At 66.3% G+C, this 20271-nt stretch carries 19 protein-coding genes; 4 read left to right on the top strand and 15 right to left on the bottom strand.

Going from position 1 to position 20271, the window contains the following annotated elements; genetic code table 11:
- The 3 genes from AC1RLU_RS18765 to AC1RLU_RS18775 are packed head-to-tail and all read right to left on the bottom strand — an operon-like array spanning position 1 to position 3072.
- On the bottom strand, positions 1-840 hold the full coding sequence (locus AC1RLU_RS18765; protein WP_492797401.1) for a carbohydrate ABC transporter permease: 840 nt from the start codon (positions 838-840) through the stop codon (positions 1-3).
- Positions 840-1781: a carbohydrate ABC transporter permease gene (locus AC1RLU_RS18770; RefSeq protein WP_492797403.1), complete on the bottom strand. Its 942-nt coding sequence runs from the start codon at positions 1779-1781 to the stop codon at positions 840-842. The genes AC1RLU_RS18765 and AC1RLU_RS18770 overlap by 1 nt, the downstream gene beginning before the upstream one ends.
- 31 nt (positions 1782-1812) lie before the next feature.
- A complete protein-coding gene (locus tag AC1RLU_RS18775; protein WP_492797404.1) occupies positions 1813-3072 on the bottom strand; it encodes a sugar ABC transporter substrate-binding protein in 1260 nt (419 codons plus the stop codon).
- A gap of 165 nt (positions 3073-3237) precedes the next feature.
- Between AC1RLU_RS18775 and AC1RLU_RS18780 the strand changes: the two genes are divergently transcribed.
- Positions 3238-4473: an ROK family protein gene (locus AC1RLU_RS18780; RefSeq protein WP_492797406.1), complete on the top strand. Its 1236-nt coding sequence runs from the start codon at positions 3238-3240 to the stop codon at positions 4471-4473.
- A 15-nt stretch (positions 4474-4488) separates the two neighbouring features.
- Here the strand turns inward: AC1RLU_RS18780 and AC1RLU_RS18785 are convergent, their stop codons facing one another.
- From AC1RLU_RS18785 to AC1RLU_RS18830, 10 genes are all read right to left on the bottom strand, one after another.
- The gene (locus tag AC1RLU_RS18785) at positions 4489-5646 is read right to left on the bottom strand and encodes an acyl-CoA dehydrogenase family protein (protein WP_492797408.1); all 1158 of its coding nucleotides are present in this window, start codon (positions 5644-5646) and stop codon (positions 4489-4491) included.
- 134 nt (positions 5647-5780) lie between these two features.
- Entirely contained in the window at positions 5781-6122 is a 342-nt protein-coding gene (locus AC1RLU_RS18790; RefSeq protein ID WP_492797410.1) for a Rid family hydrolase, read from the bottom strand.
- Between the two features lie 23 nt (positions 6123-6145).
- Positions 6146-7273 (bottom strand): NAD(P)/FAD-dependent oxidoreductase, encoded by a 1128-nt coding sequence (locus AC1RLU_RS18795; protein ID WP_492797412.1) that lies wholly within the window; start codon positions 7271-7273, stop codon positions 6146-6148.
- Complete coding sequence (locus AC1RLU_RS18800) at positions 7270-8724, bottom strand: FAD-dependent oxidoreductase (RefSeq protein WP_492797413.1); 1455 nt, start codon at positions 8722-8724, stop codon at positions 7270-7272. The genes AC1RLU_RS18795 and AC1RLU_RS18800 overlap by 4 nt, the downstream gene beginning before the upstream one ends.
- Positions 8721-9029, bottom strand: a complete 309-nt coding sequence (locus tag AC1RLU_RS18805) for a (2Fe-2S)-binding protein (RefSeq protein WP_113584407.1) — start codon at positions 9027-9029, stop codon at positions 8721-8723. The genes AC1RLU_RS18800 and AC1RLU_RS18805 overlap by 4 nt, the downstream gene beginning before the upstream one ends.
- A complete protein-coding gene (locus tag AC1RLU_RS18810) occupies positions 9010-10128 on the bottom strand; it encodes an NAD(P)/FAD-dependent oxidoreductase (protein ID WP_492797673.1) in 1119 nt (372 codons plus the stop codon). Before AC1RLU_RS18810 ends, AC1RLU_RS18805 begins: the two co-directional genes overlap by 20 nt.
- Before the next feature lie 13 nt (positions 10129-10141).
- Positions 10142-10942, bottom strand: a complete 801-nt coding sequence (locus AC1RLU_RS18815) for an ABC transporter permease (protein WP_492797416.1) — start codon at positions 10940-10942, stop codon at positions 10142-10144.
- Positions 10939-11805 carry an ABC transporter permease gene (locus AC1RLU_RS18820; RefSeq protein ID WP_492797418.1) on the bottom strand — a complete coding sequence of 289 codons (867 nt, stop codon included), beginning with the start codon at positions 11803-11805 and terminating at the stop codon, positions 10939-10941. Before AC1RLU_RS18820 ends, AC1RLU_RS18815 begins: the two co-directional genes overlap by 4 nt.
- Entirely contained in the window at positions 11802-12845 is a 1044-nt protein-coding gene (locus AC1RLU_RS18825) for an ABC transporter ATP-binding protein (protein WP_492797420.1), read from the bottom strand. The genes AC1RLU_RS18820 and AC1RLU_RS18825 overlap by 4 nt, the downstream gene beginning before the upstream one ends.
- A 90-nt stretch (positions 12846-12935) precedes the next feature.
- Complete coding sequence (locus AC1RLU_RS18830; protein WP_492797422.1) at positions 12936-13970, bottom strand: ABC transporter substrate-binding protein; 1035 nt, start codon at positions 13968-13970, stop codon at positions 12936-12938.
- Between the two features lie 120 nt (positions 13971-14090).
- On the opposite strand from AC1RLU_RS18830, the gene AC1RLU_RS18835 reads away from it, so the two are divergent.
- On the top strand, positions 14091-14996 hold the full coding sequence (locus AC1RLU_RS18835) for a LysR substrate-binding domain-containing protein (protein WP_091860608.1): 906 nt from the start codon (positions 14091-14093) through the stop codon (positions 14994-14996).
- A 62-nt stretch (positions 14997-15058) separates the two neighbouring features.
- On the opposite strand, the gene AC1RLU_RS18840 is transcribed toward AC1RLU_RS18835, so the two are convergent.
- Together AC1RLU_RS18840 and AC1RLU_RS18845 are read right to left on the bottom strand one after the other, a co-directional pair.
- Positions 15059-16204, bottom strand: a complete 1146-nt coding sequence (locus tag AC1RLU_RS18840) for a glycosyltransferase (protein WP_244512110.1) — start codon at positions 16202-16204, stop codon at positions 15059-15061.
- The gene (locus AC1RLU_RS18845; RefSeq protein ID WP_244512109.1) at positions 16201-16803 is read right to left on the bottom strand and encodes a MarR family transcriptional regulator; all 603 of its coding nucleotides are present in this window, start codon (positions 16801-16803) and stop codon (positions 16201-16203) included. The genes AC1RLU_RS18840 and AC1RLU_RS18845 overlap by 4 nt, the downstream gene beginning before the upstream one ends.
- A 328-nt stretch (positions 16804-17131) precedes the next feature.
- On the opposite strand from AC1RLU_RS18845, the gene AC1RLU_RS18850 reads away from it, so the two are divergent.
- On the top strand, positions 17132-18886 hold the full coding sequence (locus tag AC1RLU_RS18850) for a type I secretion system permease/ATPase (RefSeq protein WP_091860602.1): 1755 nt from the start codon (positions 17132-17134) through the stop codon (positions 18884-18886).
- Positions 18883-20238 (top strand): HlyD family type I secretion periplasmic adaptor subunit, encoded by a 1356-nt coding sequence (locus tag AC1RLU_RS18855; RefSeq protein ID WP_492797424.1) that lies wholly within the window; start codon positions 18883-18885, stop codon positions 20236-20238. The genes AC1RLU_RS18850 and AC1RLU_RS18855 overlap by 4 nt, the downstream gene beginning before the upstream one ends.
- The last annotated feature ends 33 nt before the right edge of the window (positions 20239-20271 follow it).

The raw sequence follows: 20271 nt of genomic DNA on the forward strand, positions 1-20271 counted from the left end.
TCAGCCCTTGAGACCGGCGAGGACCACGCCGCGCACGATGTAGCGCTGGAGCAGCAGGAATACGGTCAGCGTCGGCAGGGTCGCGAGCGCGGCGCCCGTCATGATCAGCTCCCACTGGACCTGCGATTCCACCGCGAAGCTCGTGAGGCCGACCGGCAAGGTGTAGAGTTCCTTTGATGTCGTCACGATCAGCGGCCAGATGAAGGCGGTCCAGTTGCTGAGGAAGGTGAAGATCGCCAGCGCCGACAGCGCCGGCGTCACCAGCGGCATGGCGATGCGCCAGAAGATCGCGAACTCGTTGAGGCCGTCGATGCGGGCGGCTTCGAGGAAGTCGTTCGGCACGGTCTCGAAGAACTGCTTCATCAGGAAGGTGCCGAAGGCCGTCATCATACCCGGGAACATGATGCCCCAGTAACTGTCGAGCCAGCCGAAGTTCTTGGCCATGACGTACCAGGGGATGACCAGCATCTCCGTCGGGATCATCAGCGTCGAGAGGATCGCGATGAAGACGAGATAGCGGCCGCGGAACTGGAACTTCGCCAGGGTGTAGCCGACGAGGCTGTCGAAGAAGACGTTCGAGAGCGTGACCGCGGTGGCGATGCCGAAGGAATTGGCGAACCAACGCAGGAAGCGGCCGTCCGAGAGCACGGTGACATAGTTGTCGAGCGTCGGATGGGCCGGGAAGAAGGCGAGATCGTAGATCTCGGAGGAATCCTTCAGCGAGGTCGCGAACATGAAGACGAGCGGCGTCACCATCAGGAGGCCGCCGCCGAAGAGCAGCAGCCAGGTGAGGATGCGGCCGGGCTCGATGCGCAGGGCCATGGGGGAGGCGGTGCTCATCAGCGGTCCTTCAGCAGCCGGAGCTGCAGCAGCGAGACCACGAGCAGCACGAGGAAGAGCACGACGGTCTGGGCCGCGGCATAGCCCATGTCGAAGGACGAGAAGGCCGTCTGGTAGATCATCAGCACGAGCGGCTTGGTGGCGTTCAGCGGCCCGCCCGGGTCGCTGCTCGTCTGGCTGGTCATGTTGTAGACCTGATCGAAGATGCGCAGGAACCCGATCGAGGAGAAGACGACGAGGAAGACGATCGTCGGCTTCAGCAGCGGCAGCGTGATCCGCCGCAGGATCGTCCCGTTCGAGACGCCGTCGATGCGGGCGGCCTCGTAATAGGTCGTCGGGATGGCGCGCAGGCCCGCCATGAAGATCACGACCTGAAAGCCGAGGCCGGCCCAGATCGCGGGCGCGAGCACCGCCGGCAGCGATTGCGTCGTCGAGCGCAGGAAGGGTTGCTGGGCGATGCCGATGCCGGCGAGCAGGTTGTTGAACAGGCCAATCGGCACCGGCTGGTAGAACCAGCGCCAGACCCAGGCCATCGCTGCTGCTGTCGTCAGGAAGGGCAGGAAATACAGCGCCCGGATGAAGCCGTGCAGGAAGCGCACGCGATCGAGATGATAGGCGATGGTGAAGGCGAGCAGCAGGCTGATCGGCGTGCCCAGCAGCAGATAGAGCGCGGTGTTGCGGAAGACCTGCCAGAAGACCGGATCGGCCATCAACCGCTTGAAATTGGCCAGCCCGATGAAGGAGGGCTTGGTCAAGAGGTTCCAGTTGGTGGTGGCGATCCAGAAGGCTTCCAGCGTCGGATAGAAGCGCACCACCGCATAGAACAGCACCGGCACGGCCAGGAAGGACCAGGCCCAGAGGACCTGTTTCTGGCGCATGCTCAGGCCCGAAAAGAGGCGGGCGCCGGACCGCGCATCGACGCGAGACGAAGAGGTGTTCATCGCGACAATCCGATCCGGCGCCCGGCCCGCATCACTTCTTGTAGAAGCGGTCGAGAATGGCCTGCTCGGCCTTGGCGGCATCAGTGAGCGCAGCCTTGGCGTCCTGGTTCTGCAGCAGCACGCGGTTGATCATGTCGAGCGCAACCTGGCGCTGGGCCATCTCGTCGACGAAGACCGTGGCGTGCGAATAGCTGAGCGCCTTGAGGAACGGCCCGTAGACCGGGTGGTTCAGGTTCTTCTCGGTCTCGGCCGCTTCCTTGCGCGCCGGCAATTCACCGACGGTCTCGAGCCAGAGCTGCATCGCCTCGGGCGTGGTGACGAAGGCGAGGAACTTCTTGGCCGCCTCCAGCTTCGGGCCGGTTGGCTTGGTGGTGATGGCGTTGACCCAGTAGCTGGCGAAATTCGCCTTCTTGCCATCGGCCGAGGCGGGGAGTTCCGCGACGCCCCATTCGAAGGCCTTGATGCCGCCGAAGGCGCCGAGGCGGAAGGAGCCGTCGATAGTCATCGCTGCGCGGCCGGCGCGGAAGGCAGCCTGGCCCTCGTCCATGAAGCCGACCAGGCCGACCTTGTGCACGCGTTGGAGATCGGCATACCAGTTCAGCGATTTGGCGCCGGCCTCGCTGTTGTAGGTCACGGTCTTGTTGTCGTCGCTATAGGGCGCGCCGCCGTTCTGGCGCAGCAGCGTCTCGCGCCACCAATGGTAATCCTGGCCGGGGAAGTCGAGCGTGATGCCGGCGGAGAGCATGTTGCCGGCGCCGTCGCGCTTGGTCGTCTTCTTGGCGAAGTCGAGCAGCTCGTCGACGGTCTTGGGCGGCGTGTTCGGGTCGAGCCCGGCCTCCTGGAAGAGCTTCTTGTTGTAGAACAGCGCGAGCGAGCGCACCGCCGTTGGCAGGGCGTAATACTCGCCGTCGCGCTTCATCGCCGAGACGATCGGATAGAATTCCTTCTCGATCGCGGCGGGCGGGAAGGCGTCGTGCGGCAGCGGCTGGATGAACTTGGCGCCGACGAAATTGTCGAGCCAGCCATAGAAGAGCTGCACGACGTCCGGGCCCTGGCCGGCCGGCATCGCCGCCGCGATCTTGGTCTGGTAGTCGGCATAGGGGAAGGTCGTCTGCTTGACCTTGATATTCGGGTTGGCGGCCTCGAAGCGCTTGATCAGCTCGGTCATCGCCTTGACGCGCGCGTCGAAGACATACTGCCAGTACTCGATCTCGACGGTCTGCGCCTTCGCGCCGGCGACCGCGCCGACCGAGACCATCAGACCCAACAGCATCCCGCGTAAGCCGCGCATGACCCTCTCCCCTGATTTCGTTGTCCTCCATCCCTGCCGATGGACGGCATTCGGGAGGCTTGCACGCATCGTCATCTCGCCGGCCCGCAGCTGTCAATCCATTAATTCACTTGAGTTGGATTAATTGCCGACGCAGGCTGTCCGCCCGTTCCCTTGCGATCGCCTATGCCGAACCGTCCCGTTCCACCTTCCCGCAGCGTCGCCGTCGGCACCAATCCCGAGCGGACGCGCAGCCATAACCGCCGGGTCGTGCTGGAAACCGTGCGCCAGCACGGGCAGCTCGGCCGTTCCGACATCGCGGTCTTGACCAGGCTCACGGCCCAGGCGGTCTCCAACATCGTCGCCGAGCTGGTCGAGGAGGGATTCCTGATCGAGCTCGGCCGGCGCCGGACGGCGCGGGGCCAGCCGCCTGTGGAATTCGCGGTGAACCCCGAAGGCGGAATGACGGCGGGGATGGAGATCGCGGCGGATCACGTCACCACGGTCCTCGTCGACCTCGCCGGGCGGATCAGGGCGCAGCGCATCGCGCCTCTCGCGGATACGACCGTTGCGGGCGTACAGAAGACGGCCGCGGCGGAGCTGGCGGCCGTGCGGCGCGAGGCCGACCTGCCCGAGCGCCTGCTCGGCTGCGGGGTGGTGATGCCCGGCCCCTTCGAGATCGAGGGCATGAACTCGGTCGGGACCTCGCCCCTGCCGGGCTGGGCCGGGCAGGATGCAGCGCAGCTTCTGCAGGATGCCCTGAACACGCCCGTGGTGATCGAGAACGATGCCAATGCGGCGGCGGTGGGCGAGCACCTCCACGGGCTCGGCCGGAATCTACGCCATTTCTGCCAGATCTATTTCGGCGCCGGCCTCGGGCTCGGCGTCATCGTCGCTGGTCAGCCCTATCGCGGGGCCTTCGGCAATGCCGGCGAGATCGGCCATATTCCCGTGGTGCGCTACGGGCGCGCCTGTGCCTGCGGCGGGTATGGCTGCCTCGAACGCTATGCCTCTTTCCATGCGCTGGCCGAGACATTGCGGGAGGCCGGCATCTCGGGCGCCGGGCCGGAGGAGATCGCGCGCCTGCACCGTGACGGAAATCCGGCGCTGTCCGGCTGGATCGTGGAGGCGGCCGGGCTGCTCGCGCCGGTCGTGACCATGCTGGAGAATCTTTTCGATCCGGAAACCGTGATCCTTGGCGGCGAGATGCCGGATACGGTGATCGATGCGCTGATCGTGGCGATGTCGCCCTTGGCCGTTTCGGTGGCGAACCGTTCGGGGCGGACGATCCCGCGCGTCCAGCGCGGCGCGACCGGGCGATTGACGGCAGCGCTCGGCGCGGCGGCGCTCCCTCTGCTCGACACGATGACCCCGAAGCTCGACCGCGTCAGCCTGTCGCCGGAAGCACTTGTTTTGGAGTGAGAGCGGTCAGCCGCGTCAGTACGAGCGCGGCATGCCCAGCACATGCTCGGCCAGATAGGAGAGGATCAGGTTCGTCGAGATCGGCGCGACCTGATAGAGCCGCGTTTCCCTGAACTTGCGCTCGACATCGTATTCCTCGGCGAAGCCGAAGCCGCCATGGGTCTGGATACAGGCATTGGCCGCCTCGAAGGAGGCATCCGCCGCCAGCATCTTGGCCATGTTCGCCTCGGCGCCCGGATTGGCGCCGGCCTCGTAGAGCCGGATCGCCTCGCGCACCATCAGTTCGGCGGCGCGCATGTTGGCGTAGGCCTTGGCGATCGGGAACTGGATGCCCTGGTTCTGGCTGATCGGCCGGCCGAAGACATGGCGTTCTTTCGCATAGGCCGAGGCCTTGTCGATGAACCATTTGGCATCGCCGACGCATTCGGCCGCGATCAGGATGCGCTCGGCATTCATGCCGGAGAGGATGTAGCGGAAGCCCTTGCCCTCCTCGCCGACGAGGTTTTCGGCGGGAACCTTCACATTGTCGAAGAAGACCTCGGTGGTGGCATGGTTCATCATCGTGCGGATCGGCCGGATGGTCAGCCCATCCTTCAGGGCCTCGCACATGTCGAGGATGAAGACCGAGAGCCCGTCGGTGCGCTTGGCGACCTGATCGCGCGGCGTGGTGCGCGCGAGCAGCAACATCAGGTCCGACTGCGCGGCGCGGCTCGTCCAGATCTTCTGGCCGTTGACGACGTAGTGGTCGCCCTCGCGGCGGGCCGTGGTGCGCAAGGCGGTGGTGTCGGTGCCGCTGGTCGGCTCGGTGACCCCGAAAGCCTGGAGGCGCAGTTCGCCGGAGGCGATCTTGGGGAGGTAACGCTGCTTCTGGTCCTCGCTGCCATGACGCAGCACGGTGCCCATAACATACATCTGGGCGTGGCAGGCGGCGCCGTTGCAGCCCTGACGCTGGATTTCCTCCATGATGACAGCCGCGGCCGAGAGCGTGAGGCCGGCTCCGCCATATTCCTCGGGGATTAAGGCTGAGAGGAAACCGCTCTCGGTGAGCGCCGCCACGAATTCGGCCGGGTAGGCCATCTCGCGATCGAGCTTGCGCCAGTATTCGCCGGGAAATCCGGCACAGAGCCTGGCGACGGCATCGCGGATTTCGGAATGGTCGGAAGCGTGCTGCATGCTGGTCTCGAGGCTGTCGTCAGGCGACGAGCCTATGCCAGCCTCGGGAGGTTGGGCACCCCTGTTCGCGCTTTCCGAGGATGGCCTGCAGGCGCAACATCAGCGCCTGCAGGCTTGTCGTTCGCTGAAGCGGATCAGCGCGAAGCGGTGACCACGATCTCGATCAGCGGGCCGCCGAGATCGGCGACGCCGACCGTGGCGCGGGTCGGCATGTCTTCGCCGAAGAAGCTGGTCCAGACCGCGTCCATCTCCTTCTTCAGCTTAAGATCGGTGACGAAGATCTGGGCGGCGACGATCGCCTTGCGGTCGAGCCCGACCTCGCCGAGATAGCTCTCGATCTTGCCGAGGATGTTCTGGGTCTGCAGACCCATGCCTTGCTTGGTGTCGTCGGCGACGACGCCGCCGACGAAGGCGAGGTTGCCGGTCTCGACGACCCGGTTCTGGATCGGCGTGCGGATCGAGCGCTTGATGGCCATGGGTGTTCTCCTTGGGTTGAAGCTCAGTGAGCGGTGGTGAATCGGGCAATGCCGAGGCCGTCGATCGGCACGTTCGAGCGGCCGGTCGCGATGATCTCGGCCATCACGGCGCCGGCGCCGGGGCCGAGCTGGAAGCCATGGGCCGAGAAGCCGAACTGGTGATAGACGCCGTCATGCCTCGCGCTCTTGCCGAAGACCGGTAGGTCGTCCGGCATGCGTGCCTCGATGCCGGCCCAGGCGCGCACGACGGGCGCGCCGCGCATGATCGGGAAGAGGTCCCAGACCGTGCCGGCGCTGACCGCGAGCTTGCGCCAGTCGAGCAGGGTGACGTTCTCGTCGCGCAAGGGCGTGCCGAGATGGCCGCCGCCGATCAGCACCGTGCCGTTGTCGAACTGCTTGAAGGAGAGCTTTCGTCCACGCAGGATCACCACGGGCTTGATGAAGGCCGGCAAAGGCGCGGTGATCATCAGCATCGGGGCAATGACCGAGAGCGGCACGGGCTCGCCGAGATCGGCGGCGATGCGGTCCGCCCAGGCACCGGCGGCGTTGACGATGCGAGGGGCGAGGAAATCGCCGGCATCGGTGACGACGCGCCAGTTCGGCCCATCCTGTCCGACCTTGGTCACGCGCACGCCTTCGCGGATGGCGACGCCGAGGCTTTCGGCCTTGCGCTTGAAGGCTTGTGTCGCGCGCAGGGGAATCGCGGCGCCGTCGCGCCGCGAGATCACGCCGCCTGGGCAGGTCTCGGAGACGGCGGGGACAATGGCGCGCAATTCCTTGGCGTCAATCATCTCTTCATGGTGGAAGCCACGGAGCGTCAGGTCGGCGACGCGGGCGCGGCAACCTTCGAGATCGGCCTCGTCCTCGGCGACCAGAACCTGACCGTCGCTGGTGAAGCCGCAATCGTCGTCGACGAGATCGGCGATGTTGTGCCAGAGCGCCATCGAGGCGTTGGAGAGCGGGATTTCCGCGACATGGCGGGCAAGCTGGCGCACGCCGCCGGCATTGACGCCGGAGGCGTGGCGCCCGGCATGGTCCTTCTCAATCAGGATGACCGAGAGCCCGCGCATCGCGCAATGCAGTGCGGTCGAGCAGCCATGAATGCCGCCGCCGATGACGATGACATCGGCATTGCGACGCTCCGCGCTCACCGGACGACCGCCTTCACCGAGGCTTCGGTCTGCGGCAGGGCCGCGAGCTCGGCCAGTGTCACCGGCTTGATCGGCGGGCGCAGGCGGTAATAGCCGGTCTCGGCCGGGGTCGTGCCGCGCGTCTCGGCGATCAATTCGACCACAGTCGGGCCGCAGAGGCGGCCCTGGCAGGGGCCCATGCCGCAGCGCAGGAAGGCCTTCATCTGGTTGGGGCCGGTGACGCCGAGGCGCTTGGCGGCGTCGCGGACCTGGCCGGCCGTGACCTCCTCGCAGCGGCAGACGATGGTCTCGTCTTTCGGCGGTGCCAGGAATTGCGGCGCCGGCTTGTAGAGCAGGTCGAGGAAGTGCCGGCCGCGCAGCTTCCTGTCCAGTTCGGCGCGGATCGGCGCGGCCTGCCGGTCGCGCTCGGCTTCGTTCAGCTTGCCCAGCCTGGATGCGGTCCCGAAAGCGGCGATCTCGCCGCGCAGGGCCGCGCTTTCCGCGCCGCCGATGCCGGCGCCGTCACCGGCGATGGCGATACCGGGCACGGTCGATGCGAACCAGCTATCGACGCGCGGCACCCAGGCGTGCTGCTCGGTATCGAAATCATGGGCGCAGCCGGCGGCATTGGAGAAATTGACGCTCGGGATCACGCCCTGATGCAACAGCAGCGTGTCGCAGGCGATGGTGCCGGTGCGGCCGTTCTGCTCGAACTGGACCGTCGCCAGCTTTCCGCTGCCCGTCGCCGTCAGGCTGGTCACGCCGGAGACGAAGCGCAGCTTGCGTCGCGCAGCCGCCATAAGCTTGAGGCCCTTGGCGAGATAGGGCGAGCGCAGGAAATCCGGGATAGCACCAAGTGCCTTCGACCAATTGGCCGCAGGCGTGGTATCGAGCACGGCGGCGATCTGGCAGCCGGCTGCTGCGAGCTGGCCCGCGAGCAGGTAGAGCAGGGGACCGCAGCCGGCGATGACCGTGCGCCCCGACGGAATGGCGCCGGCGGATTTGAGCGCAATCTGGGCGGCGCCCGCCGTCATCACGCCGGGCAAGGTCCAGCCGGGGATCGGGAAGGGACGTTCCTGTGCGCCTGTGGCGAGGATCACTTGCCGCGCACCGATGATGCGGGCCTTGCCGTCGAGCGAGAGGCCGAGCTCGAATGTGCCGGGCGCGGTCTCGTCCGGGCCGATCGACCAGACGGTGCAACGCGGGGCGTAAGCGGCTTTCGAGCGCTCGAAGCGCGCGACGATGTCGGCGCCGCGCCAGTAATCCTCGCCGAGGACGGCGCGGTTCTTCACCGGTGTCGTGGTGACGGCGCGATAGATCTGGCCACCCGGCGCCGGGTTCTCGTCGGCGAGCAGGACGGAGAGGCCGAGCTCGGCGGCACGCGCCGCAGCGGAGAGACCGGCGGGACCGGCGCCGACCACGACGAGGTCATAGCTCTCAGTGAGCTCTTCGATGTTGGCGATCGGGATCATTCCACGGCCTCCGTGAGATGGCGGCGGCCATGCTGGGTCTCGATGCGCATGCCCTCGGCGAGCGGCACGAGGCAGCCCTGCCGGTTGCCGATGCCGTCGATGACGACGAGGCAGTCGAAGCAGACGCCCATCAGGCAATAGGGCGCCCGCGGCGTGTCGGAGACGGGGGTTTCGCGGCAGGCGGTGATGCCGTTGGTGAGGAGAGCGGCGGCGACCGTGTCGCCGGCACGCGCCGTCATCGGCCGGCCGTCGAAAGTGAAGCTGAGCTCTCCGCTCGCAGCAAGGTCAGCTATGGGCCGGAACATGGAACCTCCGTGCAGTGAAGCTCGCGACGCTCTCCGGCAAGGTGCCGGCGAGGATCGCGGGAGCAAGCGTCAAGGCATGATTGGCGGCGAGCGTCACGCCGGAATGGCAGGTGACGACGAAGGCGCCGGGATGGGTTTCGGACTGGTCGTAGATCGGGAAGCCGTCGGGGCTCATCACGCGCAAGGCCGACCAGGTGCGGACGACGTTCAGCCCGGCGAGGCGCGGGAACATCTTCACGGCGCGTTCCGCCATGGTCGAGAGGATCGGCTGGCCGACGACGGTGTCGAAGCCGCGATCTTCCTGACTGTCGCCGATCATCACGCCGCCCTCGTCGGTCTGGCGGACCGTGACCATCGGGTTGTGCAGGAAGGGTTCGGTCTTCTCGGTGACGATGATCTGGCCCTTGCTCGGCTTCACCGGTGCATCGAGCCCGACCATGGGGGCGAGACGGGCATTGCCGAGCCCGGCGCAGAGCACGACCTTGCCGGCGCGCATCTCGCCCCAGGGGCCGGTGATGGCGAAGCCGCCATCCTTCGGCACGATATTCTCGACCGGGCTGTTCGGGCGGTAATCGACGCCGCGCCGGACCGTCGCCTCGCGCAACGCCCGGAACAGCTTCAGCGAGTTCACATGGCCGTCGAGCGGGGAATAGAGCGAGCCGACCACGTCCTTGCCAATGGCGGGCAGGCGCCGCTTCGTCTCGGCATGGTCGAGCACCTCATAGGGGAAATCGGTGAGCGGCCGGCTGTTATGGAGGCGGCGCATCGCGTCGATGCGCTTGTCGAGTTCCTTCTCCGAGAGGCAGAGCATGAAGCCGCCGGGCTGGCTATGGGCGACGTCGATCCCGGTCTCGCCGGCAAGCGTAGCGGCAAGTTCATGCCAGGCATCGGCCGAGCGGCGCGACCAGAGCGCGTAGTCGGGCATGCCGAAGCCCTTGGACTGCACCCAGACCAGCGCGAAATTGCCGCGCGAGGCCCGGAAGGCGGTATCGCCTTCGTCGAGGATCGCGACCCTGGCGCCGTTGCGGGCGAGGCCGAGCGCGATGGCGCCGCCGACCACGCCGCCGCCGATCACGGCGACATCGGGTTCTGTGGATATAGTGGACACGGGTTCAGCCTTTTCCGGTTCCGACGAACAGCCGGTCGAGCCCGAAGAGCCTGTCCAGTGCCAGCAGCAGGATGGCGGTCAGGGCGATCAGGCAGGCGGAGACGGCTGCGATGAGCGGGTCGATATTGTCCTGGATGTAGAGGAACATCCGGACGGGGAGCGTGGTGGTGGCGGGCGAGGCGATGAAGACGGTCATCGTCACCTCGTCGAAGGAGTTGATCGCGGCGAGCAGCCAGCCCGAGACGACGCCCGGCAGGATCAGCGGCAGCGTCACGCGCCGAAAGACCACGGCCGGGCTCGCGCCGAGCGAGATCGCGGCATGCTCGATGCGCCGGTCGATGCCGTAGGAGGCGGCGAGAACGAGGCGCAGCGCAAAGGGAATGATCACGATGATATGGCTCAGCACCAGCCCGAGGAAGGTCCCGGACAGGCCGATCTGCGTGAAGAAGCGCAGGAAGGCGATGCCCAGCACGACATGGGGGACCATCAATGGCGACATGAACAGGGCCGTCATCGCCTCGCGGCCAGGAAAGCGGTAACGGGCGATGGCAAGCGCTGCGGGGACGGCCAGCCCGATCGCGACGGTGGAGGAGAGCGCCGCGAGCCAGAGCGAATCCCGGAAGGCGCGCAGGAATTCGGGATAGTCGAAGATCGCCTTGAACCAGCGCAGGCTCCAGACCCGGCCGGGCAGGGAGAGATAGCCCTCCGGCGTGAAGGCGACGAGGCAGACCACCACCAGCGGCGCCAGCATGAAGACGACGAAGAGCGTGTGGAACAGGATCGCGAAGGGACCATTGCGGCTCATTCGAACACCTGTGAATAGCGGCGCTCGACCAGCCGGTTGGCGCCGACGGTGAGGATGACGAGGGCTGCGAGCAGGAGCACGGCGACAGCAGCGCCGAGCGGCCAGTTCAGCGTGTTCAGGAACTCGTCATAGGCGAGCGTCGCCGCGACCTTGAGCCGCCTGCCGCCGATGATCGCCGGAGATGCGAAGGCGCTCGCCGCCAGCGCGAAGACGATGATCGAGCCCGAGAGGATGCCCGGCACGATCTGCGGCAGGATCACGCGCCGCCAGATGGTGAAGCGGGGGGCGCCGAGCGAGAGCGCGGCGTTCTCGACCTGCGGGTCGAGCCGCTGCAGCGAGGCCCAGACCGCGAGGATCATGAAGGGGATCAGCACGTGGACGAGCGCGATCACCACGCCGGTCTCGGTGAACATGAATTCGAGCGGCTGGCCGATCAGACCGAGCGCCATCAGCCCACGGTTGACGAGCCCGGTCGAGCCCAGCAGCAGCGCCCAGCCGAGCGTGCGCGCCACGACCGAGACCAGCAGCGGGCCAAGGATCGCGAGCAGGCAGAGGCCGCGCCAGGCCGGCGACATGCGGTTCAGGATATAGGCCTCGGGCACGCCGATCAGGACGGCGAAGAGCGTGACCAGCACGGCGATGCGGAGCGTGCGCAGGAAGACTTCGAGGAAATAGCTGTCGCTGAAGATCTCGCGAAAATTCTTCAGCGTGAACTCGGCGACGATGCCCTTGTACTGGCCCCAGTCGTAGAAGGCGAGCAGCACGGTCATGCCGAGCGGGATGATGACGAGGGCGAGGAAGACGGCCAATGCCGGGCCGGTCATCCAATAGGGCGTTGCGCGAGCGGAAACGTCCGGGCTCATGAGCTTGGGCCCTCCGCCAGCAGCGCGGCGTCGCCGGGGCCAAAACGGAGTTTCACCGTCTCGCCTTCGCCGGGAACGGGCGAGCCGTCATTGTGCCGGATCAGGGTGACCGTGCCGGCGGCGCTCTCGGCGCTCAGCAGCCAATGCGCGCCCTGAAAGATGCGCGAGGTGATGCGGGCGGCGAAACCGGGGGTGCCATCGAGCGCGAAGCCGAGCCGCTCGGGGCGAACCGCGATACACAGTGCGCCCGAGCCTGCGCCCGCGAGCGGCACGGAGAGGCTGTCGATGACCACATGGCCGCTTCCGTCGCCGGCTGCCTTCAGGACGTTGGTCTTGCCGAGGAAGTTTGCGACGAAGGCGGTATCGGGCGCGCCATAGACGGCGTCGGGCGCGCCGATCTGCTCGACGCGGCCGCGATTCATCACGACGATCCGGTCGGACAGCGCCATCGCTTCGTGCTGGTCATGGGTGACGAGGATCGTGGTCGTGCCGATCGAGCGCTGGATCTGGCGCAGCTCGCCTTGCATTTCCTCACGTAATTTGGCGTCGAGATTTGAGAGGGGCTCGTCGAGCAGGAGCAGCGAGGGCTTGATCACCAGTGCGCGGGCGAGCGCGACGCGCTGCTGTTGGCCGCCTGACATCCGACGGGGATAGCGATCCTCGAAACCCTTGAGACCGACCAGTGCCATCGCCTCCAGCGTGCGCTTTTCGCGCTCCGCCTTCTCGATTCCGCGCATTTCGAGGCCGAAGGCGATGTTCTGCGCCACGGTCATATGGGGAAAGAGCGCATAGCTCTGGAAGACGATACCGAGGCCGCGCTTGTTGGGCGCGACCGCGCCGAGATCCTGGCCGTCGAGCAGGATGCGGCCGCGGTCGACCGAGGCGAAGCCAGCGATCATCTGCAGCGTCGTGGTCTTGCCGCAGCCGGAGGGGCCGAGCAGCGAGATGAACTCGCCGCGCGCGACCGTAAGGTCGAGCCCCTCGACCGCAACCGCCGTGCCGTAGGACTTGCCGAGGCCTTCGAGAACGAGATGGGACATGGATCCTGCGCGCTTCGTGAAGGAAATCACCGAAACACCGCCGTCATTCCAGACCGAGGTCCAGAATGACGGGATGACAGCGGAGGCGCCTTACCGCTCGACCTCGCGGTTCCAGCGCTTGGTCCATTCCTCGCGCTTGGCGTTGGCGACGTCCCAGTCGACCGCCTTGAGGGTCTTGACCTCCTCGCCATAGGGCAAGCCCTTCCGCTCCTCCGGCGTCAGCGTCACCGTCATGTTGGCGGGGCCGAAGCCGGCGCCGGTCGCCATGATCTTCTGGATCGCGGGCGAGAGCATGAACTGGATGAAGGCGTTGGCCTCGGCCGCGTTCTTGGAGCCCTCGATCGGGCAGGCGGCGGAGCCCAGCGCGTAGCCGCCCTCTTTGGGATACACGAATTCGACCGTGAAGCCGGTATCGGCGAAGGCCTTGACGCGGCCCGAACCCCAGACCCCGAGCACGGCCTGGCCGTTCTGGAACAGCTCGGTCATCTTCGCCGGCGAGGGCTCGTAGGCGACGATGTTCGGGTTGATGTCCTTCTTGAAGGCCTCGAAGCCCGGCTCGATATTGGTCTCGCCGCCGCCAGCCATCTGGGCGAAGGCGATCAGGGCGTGCAGGCCATAGGTGTTGTTGATCGGCGGCACGACGATCTTCTTGCCGTAGGTCTTCGATTTCAGGTCGTTCCACGAGGTCGGGGCCGGCCACTTGTTCTCGTCGAAGACCTTCTTGTTGTAGAACAGGCCGGTGCCGACGAGGCCGAGGCCGACGCCCTTGTTCGACTTGAACTTCATCACTGGTGCCACGTCCTTGTAGACCGCGCCGTCGGTCAGCGTGCCGCAGAAGCCGAGCGCCACCGCCTGATAGGCCGGGCCGTCATCGACGATCGCGACATCGATCTCCTGGTTGCCCTTCTGTGCCTGCAATTTGGCGAGCGTGTCGGTCGAATTGCCGGCGACGTACTCGACCTTGACGTTGGCCTGCTTCTCGAAGGCCGGGATGACCTCCTTGCGCATGGTCTGCTCGTAGGAGCCGCCATAACCGGCGACATAGATCGTCTTCTGCTGGGCGAAGGCAGCGGAGCCGGCGAGTGCGGTGCCGGCAGCGAGCGCGAATGTGATGGCGAGTTTCACGGTATCCCCTCCTCGTTTTCGAGTGATGCCGTCAGGTTCGGGGCTGATCTCAAACTGGTCAAATCGAATGTTTCGTGCAAGCCATGCCGAAATGTTATGTCTGGTTTTGGGGACCTGAACATGCTGAATCCGCGCCAGATCGAGGCTTTCCGCACGGTGATCGTGACCGGCGGCATCACCGCGGCGGCGCAGGCGCTCAACATCACGCAGCCGGCGGTGACGCGCCTGATCCAGGACCTGCAATATGCGCTCGGGCTGCCGCTCTTCGTGAAGCGGGGCGCGCGGCTGGTGCCGACCAACGAAGCCTTGTCGCTCTATCGCGAGGTCGAGCGTCAGTTCGTCGGGCTGGAGCGCATCGAGAATGCGGCCCGCAATCTGCGCGACGGGCGGGCCGGCTCGCTCCGCGTCGCGGCGCTGCCGGCCTTCAATGTCGGTTTCCTGCCGCGGGTCGTCGGCAGCTATCTCAAGCAGAAGCCGGATCTGGAGATCGCGCTCTATGGCAGCATCTCCTCGCAGGTCGTGGACTGGGTCACCTCGGGCTTCTGCGAACTGGGTTTTGCGCAGCTCCCGCTGGATTTCCCGGGGATCGACATCGAGATCCTGCCGGCGATGGCGCCGGTCGCCGTGCTGCCGACCGGGCACAGGCTCGCGGCCAAGGCCGAACTGACGCCGGAGGATTTCGTCGACGAGCCCTTCATCTCGCTCGAACAGTCGACGCAGCTGCGTTATCGCATTGATGCCCTGTTCTCGGCCCATCGCGTCGCGCGCCAGACCCGTGTCGAGACGCCGCTGTCGATGATCGCCTGCGGGCTGGTCGCGGCTGGCGCGGGCTTGTCGGTGGTCGACCCGTTCACGGCGGCGGAATATCGCGGCCGGGGCGTCGAGGTGCGGCCGCTCAGGCCGGCTGTGACCTACGACATCGCCATCATCTGGGGCGCCGGCCGCTTCCGCTCCGCCATCGCGCTGGATTTCGCGGAAACGGTCCGGGCGGCGGCTCTGGCGTTCGCGGGGTCGGTTGCCGGTTGAAAGGCATTTGATCCAGCATCGACTTTTCCCGAGGACCGCGCGCCGCTTTCCGGGCCGATGCCCTAATCGCCGAACTGATGGACCCAGCCGGTCTGGCGCGCGAGGCAGCGCTCGCGTTCGTAAGCGGCGATCACGGTTTCGCGCGCGGCGCGGCGCAAAGGTCGCATCAGCGCCGGGCTCGACAGTGCTTCCTCGATGCGTTCCGCCAGCGCTTGCGCATCATGGAAGGGGGAGAGCAGGCCGTTGACGCCGTCGCGGATCACTTCCCTCACGGGCTCGGTATCGGAACCGACGACGAGGCAGCCGCAGGCCATCGCTTCGAGCAGCGACCAGGACAGGACGAAGGGGACGGTGAGATAGACATGGACGGCCGAAACCTGGAACAGCCGGATCAGGTTCTCATAGGGCAGCCAGGGGATATGGACGATCCGGTCTCCGAGCTCGGTCTCGGCGCACATCGCCTCGCGCCAGCTATTGCCGTCGGAGCGCGGGCGGCCATAGCCCGAGCCGTCGCCACCGACCACGACGAAGAGCGCGTCGGGATGACGGGCCGCCAGGGTCGCTGCCGCGCGCATGAATTCGGGATAGCCGCGATAGGGATCGAGATCGCGGGCGACGAAAGTCACGACCGGCATGGCGGGCGTCAGCACGCGGCCGTCGGGCAGGACGAAGGAGGCCTCCGAATCGGGCCGGCAGGTTTGCGTGTCGATGCCGTCATGGCAGACGGCGATGCCCTGGCGATAGGCAGCCGGATATTGCCGGCGCTGCCATTGCGTCGGGGCATAGGCGGCATCGAGCGTGTCGAGCGCGAGAAGCTGGGCTGCGTTGCGCATGCGTACGCGCTGGCGGTCGGCCGCGGGAACCGGCTCGTCGATGCCGAAATCGAGGTCCGAGCCGGTGCTGCGGTAATAATATTCGCAATAGCCGATCAGCGCCGCATCGGGCAGCGCGTCGCGGGCGAAGAGCATGCCACCCCAGCCGATATGGCCGAGCACGACATCGGGCGGGTCGCTGCGGTTCAGGCGCTCCATCAGCCGCGCCACCGCCTCGCCCGTGCGCAGGTGATATTCGGTGGCGGCGAGCGCCGGATGCTGGGTCGCGGTCTCGTCGACGGAATAGACGAGCTGGCGAACGCCCGGCGCCTCCTGCGCCGGACGTTCGGTGATCAGCGTAACCTCGACGCCTTCGGCGACGAGGCTGCCGATCAAAGCAGCGAATTGACCAGATCCTGTGCGATGAACGAATAGGACATGCATGATGCGAGCAGCACTCCGCTGTAGCGGAGCGCATCGTTCCACCACTGTTCGAGTTGGCGCAGGGTCTCGTGGGTCGTGTTGACGTCGGTCTCGCGATTGCTTTCGAGCCGCTGGCCGACCTGGCTGGCCTCGTCGAGCAAGCGCAGCCGCTCGCACAGCATCTGCCCCTTCAGCGAGAGGGAGATGCGGGCCTGACGGCGGTCGCGCGGCGAGGCGCCGCGGTCGAGATAGCCGTTCTCGACCAATTGCTTGAGATTATAGGAGGCGTTCGAGCCGCCATAATGGCCGCGATCCAAGAGATCGCGAACCGCGATCTCGCCTTGTCCGATCGTCATCAGGACCATCACTTGCGATGGCGAGATGTCGTCGACGCCGAGCTTGGACAGTTCGAGCCTGAGGTAGTCGAGAAAGCGCCGGCTGACGCGTTCGATCACCCGGGCCAGGTCAAAAGGAGAAATTCGGCGATCAGGGACCTCTTCGAGGACCCCGGAACCATTCGCTGGATGGTGGCCGTTCAAGGAACCGCCTGTGAATTGCTCGCCGCCGTGCAATTTGAAGTGCATCCCTTACCCCACCTGATCAAAAACTAAATAGACCATCCGTTTTGCCTCCACGCGTCTCTACAAGCCTATTAGCAAAGCACATGCCATCTAGGTGAGCCAATAAATAAGATTGTAATCACCTTCAGATGCGCCGAAACTGTTTCGAAATTCAAAATTTCTCACGTTTCAGCCTTATTTGCTTCGCTCTGAGTCGGTGAGCTACGCTTCTAATCTGTCATAATCTTGACACTCCCTCCATGTCTCGTTGCTCGGACCGATGACGGGTTTTTTCCCGCAGCTTTCTCGGATCCACACACCCTCACTCTCGGAGCCATGCATGAAGGCGATGAAGCCTGCGCCGGACGCACTGATCCGGAATCTCCAGCGCTCGTTCGTCGGTGGCCTGAGCTACGCGGCTTTCCTCAGCCTCTGCGTGAATCTGCTGCTGCTGACCGTCCCGCTGTTCATGATGCAGGTCCAGGACCGGGTGACCGTCAGCCGCAGCTACGACACGCTGACCATGCTCCTCGTCATCGCCGTCGGGGCGCTGGCGCTCTACGGCACGATCGAGTTCATCCGCTCGCTGACCTTCCAGGCGATGGCGAGCATCTTCGCGCGCAAGCTCAATTTGCCGGCTCTGCAGGCTGCCGTGAGTTCCTCGCTCGAACAGGGCTCGGGGCAGGCGACGCAGGCGATTCGCGATCTCAACGATATCCGCTTCTTCATCGCGAGCTCGGCGATCGCCACGCCTCTGGAGGCGATCTGGTCGCCGATCTTCCTCGCCGTGCTCTTTGCGCTGCACCCGGTCTACGGGCTCGTCGGTCTGGCGTCGCTGATCATCCTGCTATTGCTCGGCGTGCTCTCGGACATGCTGACCCGCCGCATCCTCAAGGAGGCGAATGAGGCCGGCGTCGCCAGCATCAACGAGGTCGGGGCCAGCCTGCGCCATGCCGAGACGATCGAGGCGATGGGCATGCTGCCGGCGCTCGCCCGGCGCTGGCGCGGTCAGCAGCTCGCGATGATCGAGCAGCTCGACATGGGCACAAGGCGCGGCAAGTTCATCGCGGCCGTGACGCGCTCCAGCCGGATGACGATGCAGCTCGCGGTCTATGCGACCGGCGCCATCCTGATCATCCGCAACGAGGTCACTGCAGGCACGCTGATGGCGGCGAGCATCCTGCTCGGCCGCTTGCTGGCGCCGTTCGATTCGATGATCACCGACTGGCGGCAATGGGTTCTCGCCGCCGCTGCCTGGAAGCGCGTGCGCGAGCTCGTGCTGAGCCGCACCTCGCAGCGCCAGACCGTGCCGACGCCGCCCTGCCAGGGCGATCTCGTGATCGACCGGGTCATCTATGCGCCGCCCGGCCAGGAGCAGACGGTGATCAAGAGCGTCTCCTTCACGCTGGAGCCGGGCGAGGTTCTCGGCGTGGTCGGCCCTTCCGGCGCCGGCAAGTCGACGCTGGCGCGGCTGCTCGTCGGCGTGCTCCGGCCCAATGTCGGCGGCGTCTATCTCGACGGGCACAGCACCTATCTGTGGGAGCGTGGCTCCTTCGGCGCGATGGTCGGTTATCTCCCGCAATCGGTCTCGCTCCTGAACGGCACGATCGCGGAGAACATCGCCCGGATGCGCGATCCCGATCCGCATGCGATCCTGGAGGCGGCGCGCGTCGCCGGCGTGCACGAGCTCATCGGCCGCCTGCCGCTCGGCTACGACACCAATGTCGCTGACAGCGACTTCAATCTCTCCGGCGGCCAGCGCCAGCGCATCGGCCTGGCCCGGGCGCTCTACGGTTCGCCGCGCCTGATCGTGCTCGACGAGCCCAACGCCAATCTCGATGCGGAAGGCGAGCAGAGCCTGATCCGTGCCATCGCGGCGGCCCGCGAGAGCGGCGCCATCGTCGTGCTGATCGCGCATCGGCCCTCGGTGATGCAGGTCGTCGACAAGCTGCTCGTTCTGCGCGAGGGCCGCGTCCAGCAATTCGGCCCGCGCGGCGAGATTGCCGGCATGATCACGCCCGGCGGCCGGGTCGAGGTCGATCCTGCCGTCAAGGCTCCGGCTGCTCCCCCACAGGTTCGCGAGGTGAAGGCATGACCGGACGGTCCCTGATCAAGCGCCCCGAGCATTCGCTCACCCTCCAGATCGAGGCGGAGGTCCATGAGGAGCGCACGCCGAGCCTGCGCAATCTCGTACTGGCCGGCGTCGCCGCGATCGGCGTCGGCTTCGGCGGTTTCGGCGCCTGGGCGGTGACGGCGCGGCTCGACAATGCCGCCGTCGCCACGGGCATCGTCGCGGTCGACAGCAAGCGCAAGACCGTGAGCCATCTCGAAGGCGGCATCCTCAAGACCTTGCTCAAGGCGGAGGGCGAGCGCGTCACGCGGGGCGAGCCGCTGCTGCGGCTGGAGGACGCGCGCCAGCGCGCCGAGTTGCAGCAATTGCAGGCCAAGCGCATCGGGCTGGAGGCCAAGCTCGCGCGCTTGCGGGCCGAGCAGACCGGCGCGGCGGCCATCGCCTTTCCCGAGGATCTCACGCAGATGGATTCGCCGATCGCGCGCGAGGTTCTTCGGGCCGAGCAGGGCTTGTTCAAATCCCGCGCCCAGGTCCAGGGCGGCAAGATCCATATCCAGCAGCGCGTCATCGAGCAGCATCAGGCCGAGGCCGATGCGCTGAAGGCCCAGATCGACGCCACCACGCAGCAACGCTCGCTGATCGACGAGGAGGTCAGGATCATGGCCGAGCTCTACGAGAAGCGTTACGCCAAGCGCAGCCAGCTCGTCGAATTGCAGACCAAGCAGAGCGAATTGTCCGGCAAGGCCGGCGAATACGCCGCCCGCAAGGCCAAGGCCGAGCAGGCGGTCGCCGGCGCCAATCTCGAAATCCTTTCGATCAGCCTCGAACAGCAGAACGATATCGGCGGCGAGATCCAGGAAGCCCAACTGATGCTCTCCGAGGTGACCGAGCGCATCATCCAGGCCGAGGACGTGCTGCGCCGGCTGGTGGTGACCTCGCCGCAGGAGGGCATCGTCGCCAATATCCGGATGCGGACCGCCGGCAGCGCGATCGCGGCAGGCGAGGCGATCCTCGACATCGTGCCGGAGAACGAACCGCTGATCGTCGAGGCGAAGGTCGATCCGCGCGATATCGATTCGGTGCGCATCGGGTCCAGCACCCGCGTGCGCCTGACCGCCTTCAACTCGCGCCTGCTGCCGCCATTGGAGGCCAAGGTCAGCTATGTCGCGCCCGACCAGCTCGTCGACGAGAAGACGGGCATTCCCTATTTCGTCGTCAGGGCCGAGATCGATCCGGAGAGCCTGCGGGACCACAAGATCGCGCTGCATGCCGGCATGACCGCGGAGGTGATGATCGTCAACGGCGCACGCCGGGCGATCGACTATCTGCTCTCGCCGGTCACCGACAGCTTCAACCGGGCCTTCCGCGAGGATTGAGGGGCGCCATCGACGTGGCGGCCGGCGGCTTCT

It is taken from the genome of Allobosea sp. GW822-FHT05A11, from assembly GCF_058800455.1.

Excerpts from the sequence above, each read along its gene's own strand:
- AC1RLU_RS18765 (WP_492797401.1), bottom strand. The coding sequence starts at position 840 with ATGAGCACCGCCTCCCCCATGGCCCTGCGCATCGAGCCCGGCCGCATC.
- AC1RLU_RS18770 (WP_492797403.1), bottom strand. The coding sequence starts at position 1,781 with ATGAACACCTCTTCGTCTCGCGTCGATGCGCGGTCCGGCGCCCGCCTC.
- AC1RLU_RS18775 (WP_492797404.1), bottom strand. The coding sequence starts at position 3,072 with ATGCGCGGCTTACGCGGGATGCTGTTGGGTCTGATGGTCTCGGTCGGC.
- AC1RLU_RS18780 (WP_492797406.1), top strand. The coding sequence starts at position 3,238 with ATGCCGAACCGTCCCGTTCCACCTTCCCGCAGCGTCGCCGTCGGCACC.
- AC1RLU_RS18785 (WP_492797408.1), bottom strand. The coding sequence starts at position 5,646 with ATGCAGCACGCTTCCGACCATTCCGAAATCCGCGATGCCGTCGCCAGG.
- AC1RLU_RS18790 (WP_492797410.1), bottom strand. The coding sequence starts at position 6,122 with ATGGCCATCAAGCGCTCGATCCGCACGCCGATCCAGAACCGGGTCGTC.
- AC1RLU_RS18800 (WP_492797413.1), bottom strand. The coding sequence starts at position 8,724 with ATGATCCCGATCGCCAACATCGAAGAGCTCACTGAGAGCTATGACCTC.
- AC1RLU_RS18805 (WP_113584407.1), bottom strand. The coding sequence starts at position 9,029 with ATGTTCCGGCCCATAGCTGACCTTGCTGCGAGCGGAGAGCTCAGCTTC.
- AC1RLU_RS18815 (WP_492797416.1), bottom strand. The coding sequence starts at position 10,942 with ATGAGCCGCAATGGTCCCTTCGCGATCCTGTTCCACACGCTCTTCGTC.
- AC1RLU_RS18820 (WP_492797418.1), bottom strand. The coding sequence starts at position 11,805 with ATGAGCCCGGACGTTTCCGCTCGCGCAACGCCCTATTGGATGACCGGC.
- AC1RLU_RS18825 (WP_492797420.1), bottom strand. The coding sequence starts at position 12,845 with ATGTCCCATCTCGTTCTCGAAGGCCTCGGCAAGTCCTACGGCACGGCG.
- AC1RLU_RS18835 (WP_091860608.1), top strand. The coding sequence starts at position 14,091 with ATGCTGAATCCGCGCCAGATCGAGGCTTTCCGCACGGTGATCGTGACC.
- AC1RLU_RS18850 (WP_091860602.1), top strand. The coding sequence starts at position 17,132 with ATGAAGGCGATGAAGCCTGCGCCGGACGCACTGATCCGGAATCTCCAG.
- AC1RLU_RS18855 (WP_492797424.1), top strand. The coding sequence starts at position 18,883 with ATGACCGGACGGTCCCTGATCAAGCGCCCCGAGCATTCGCTCACCCTC.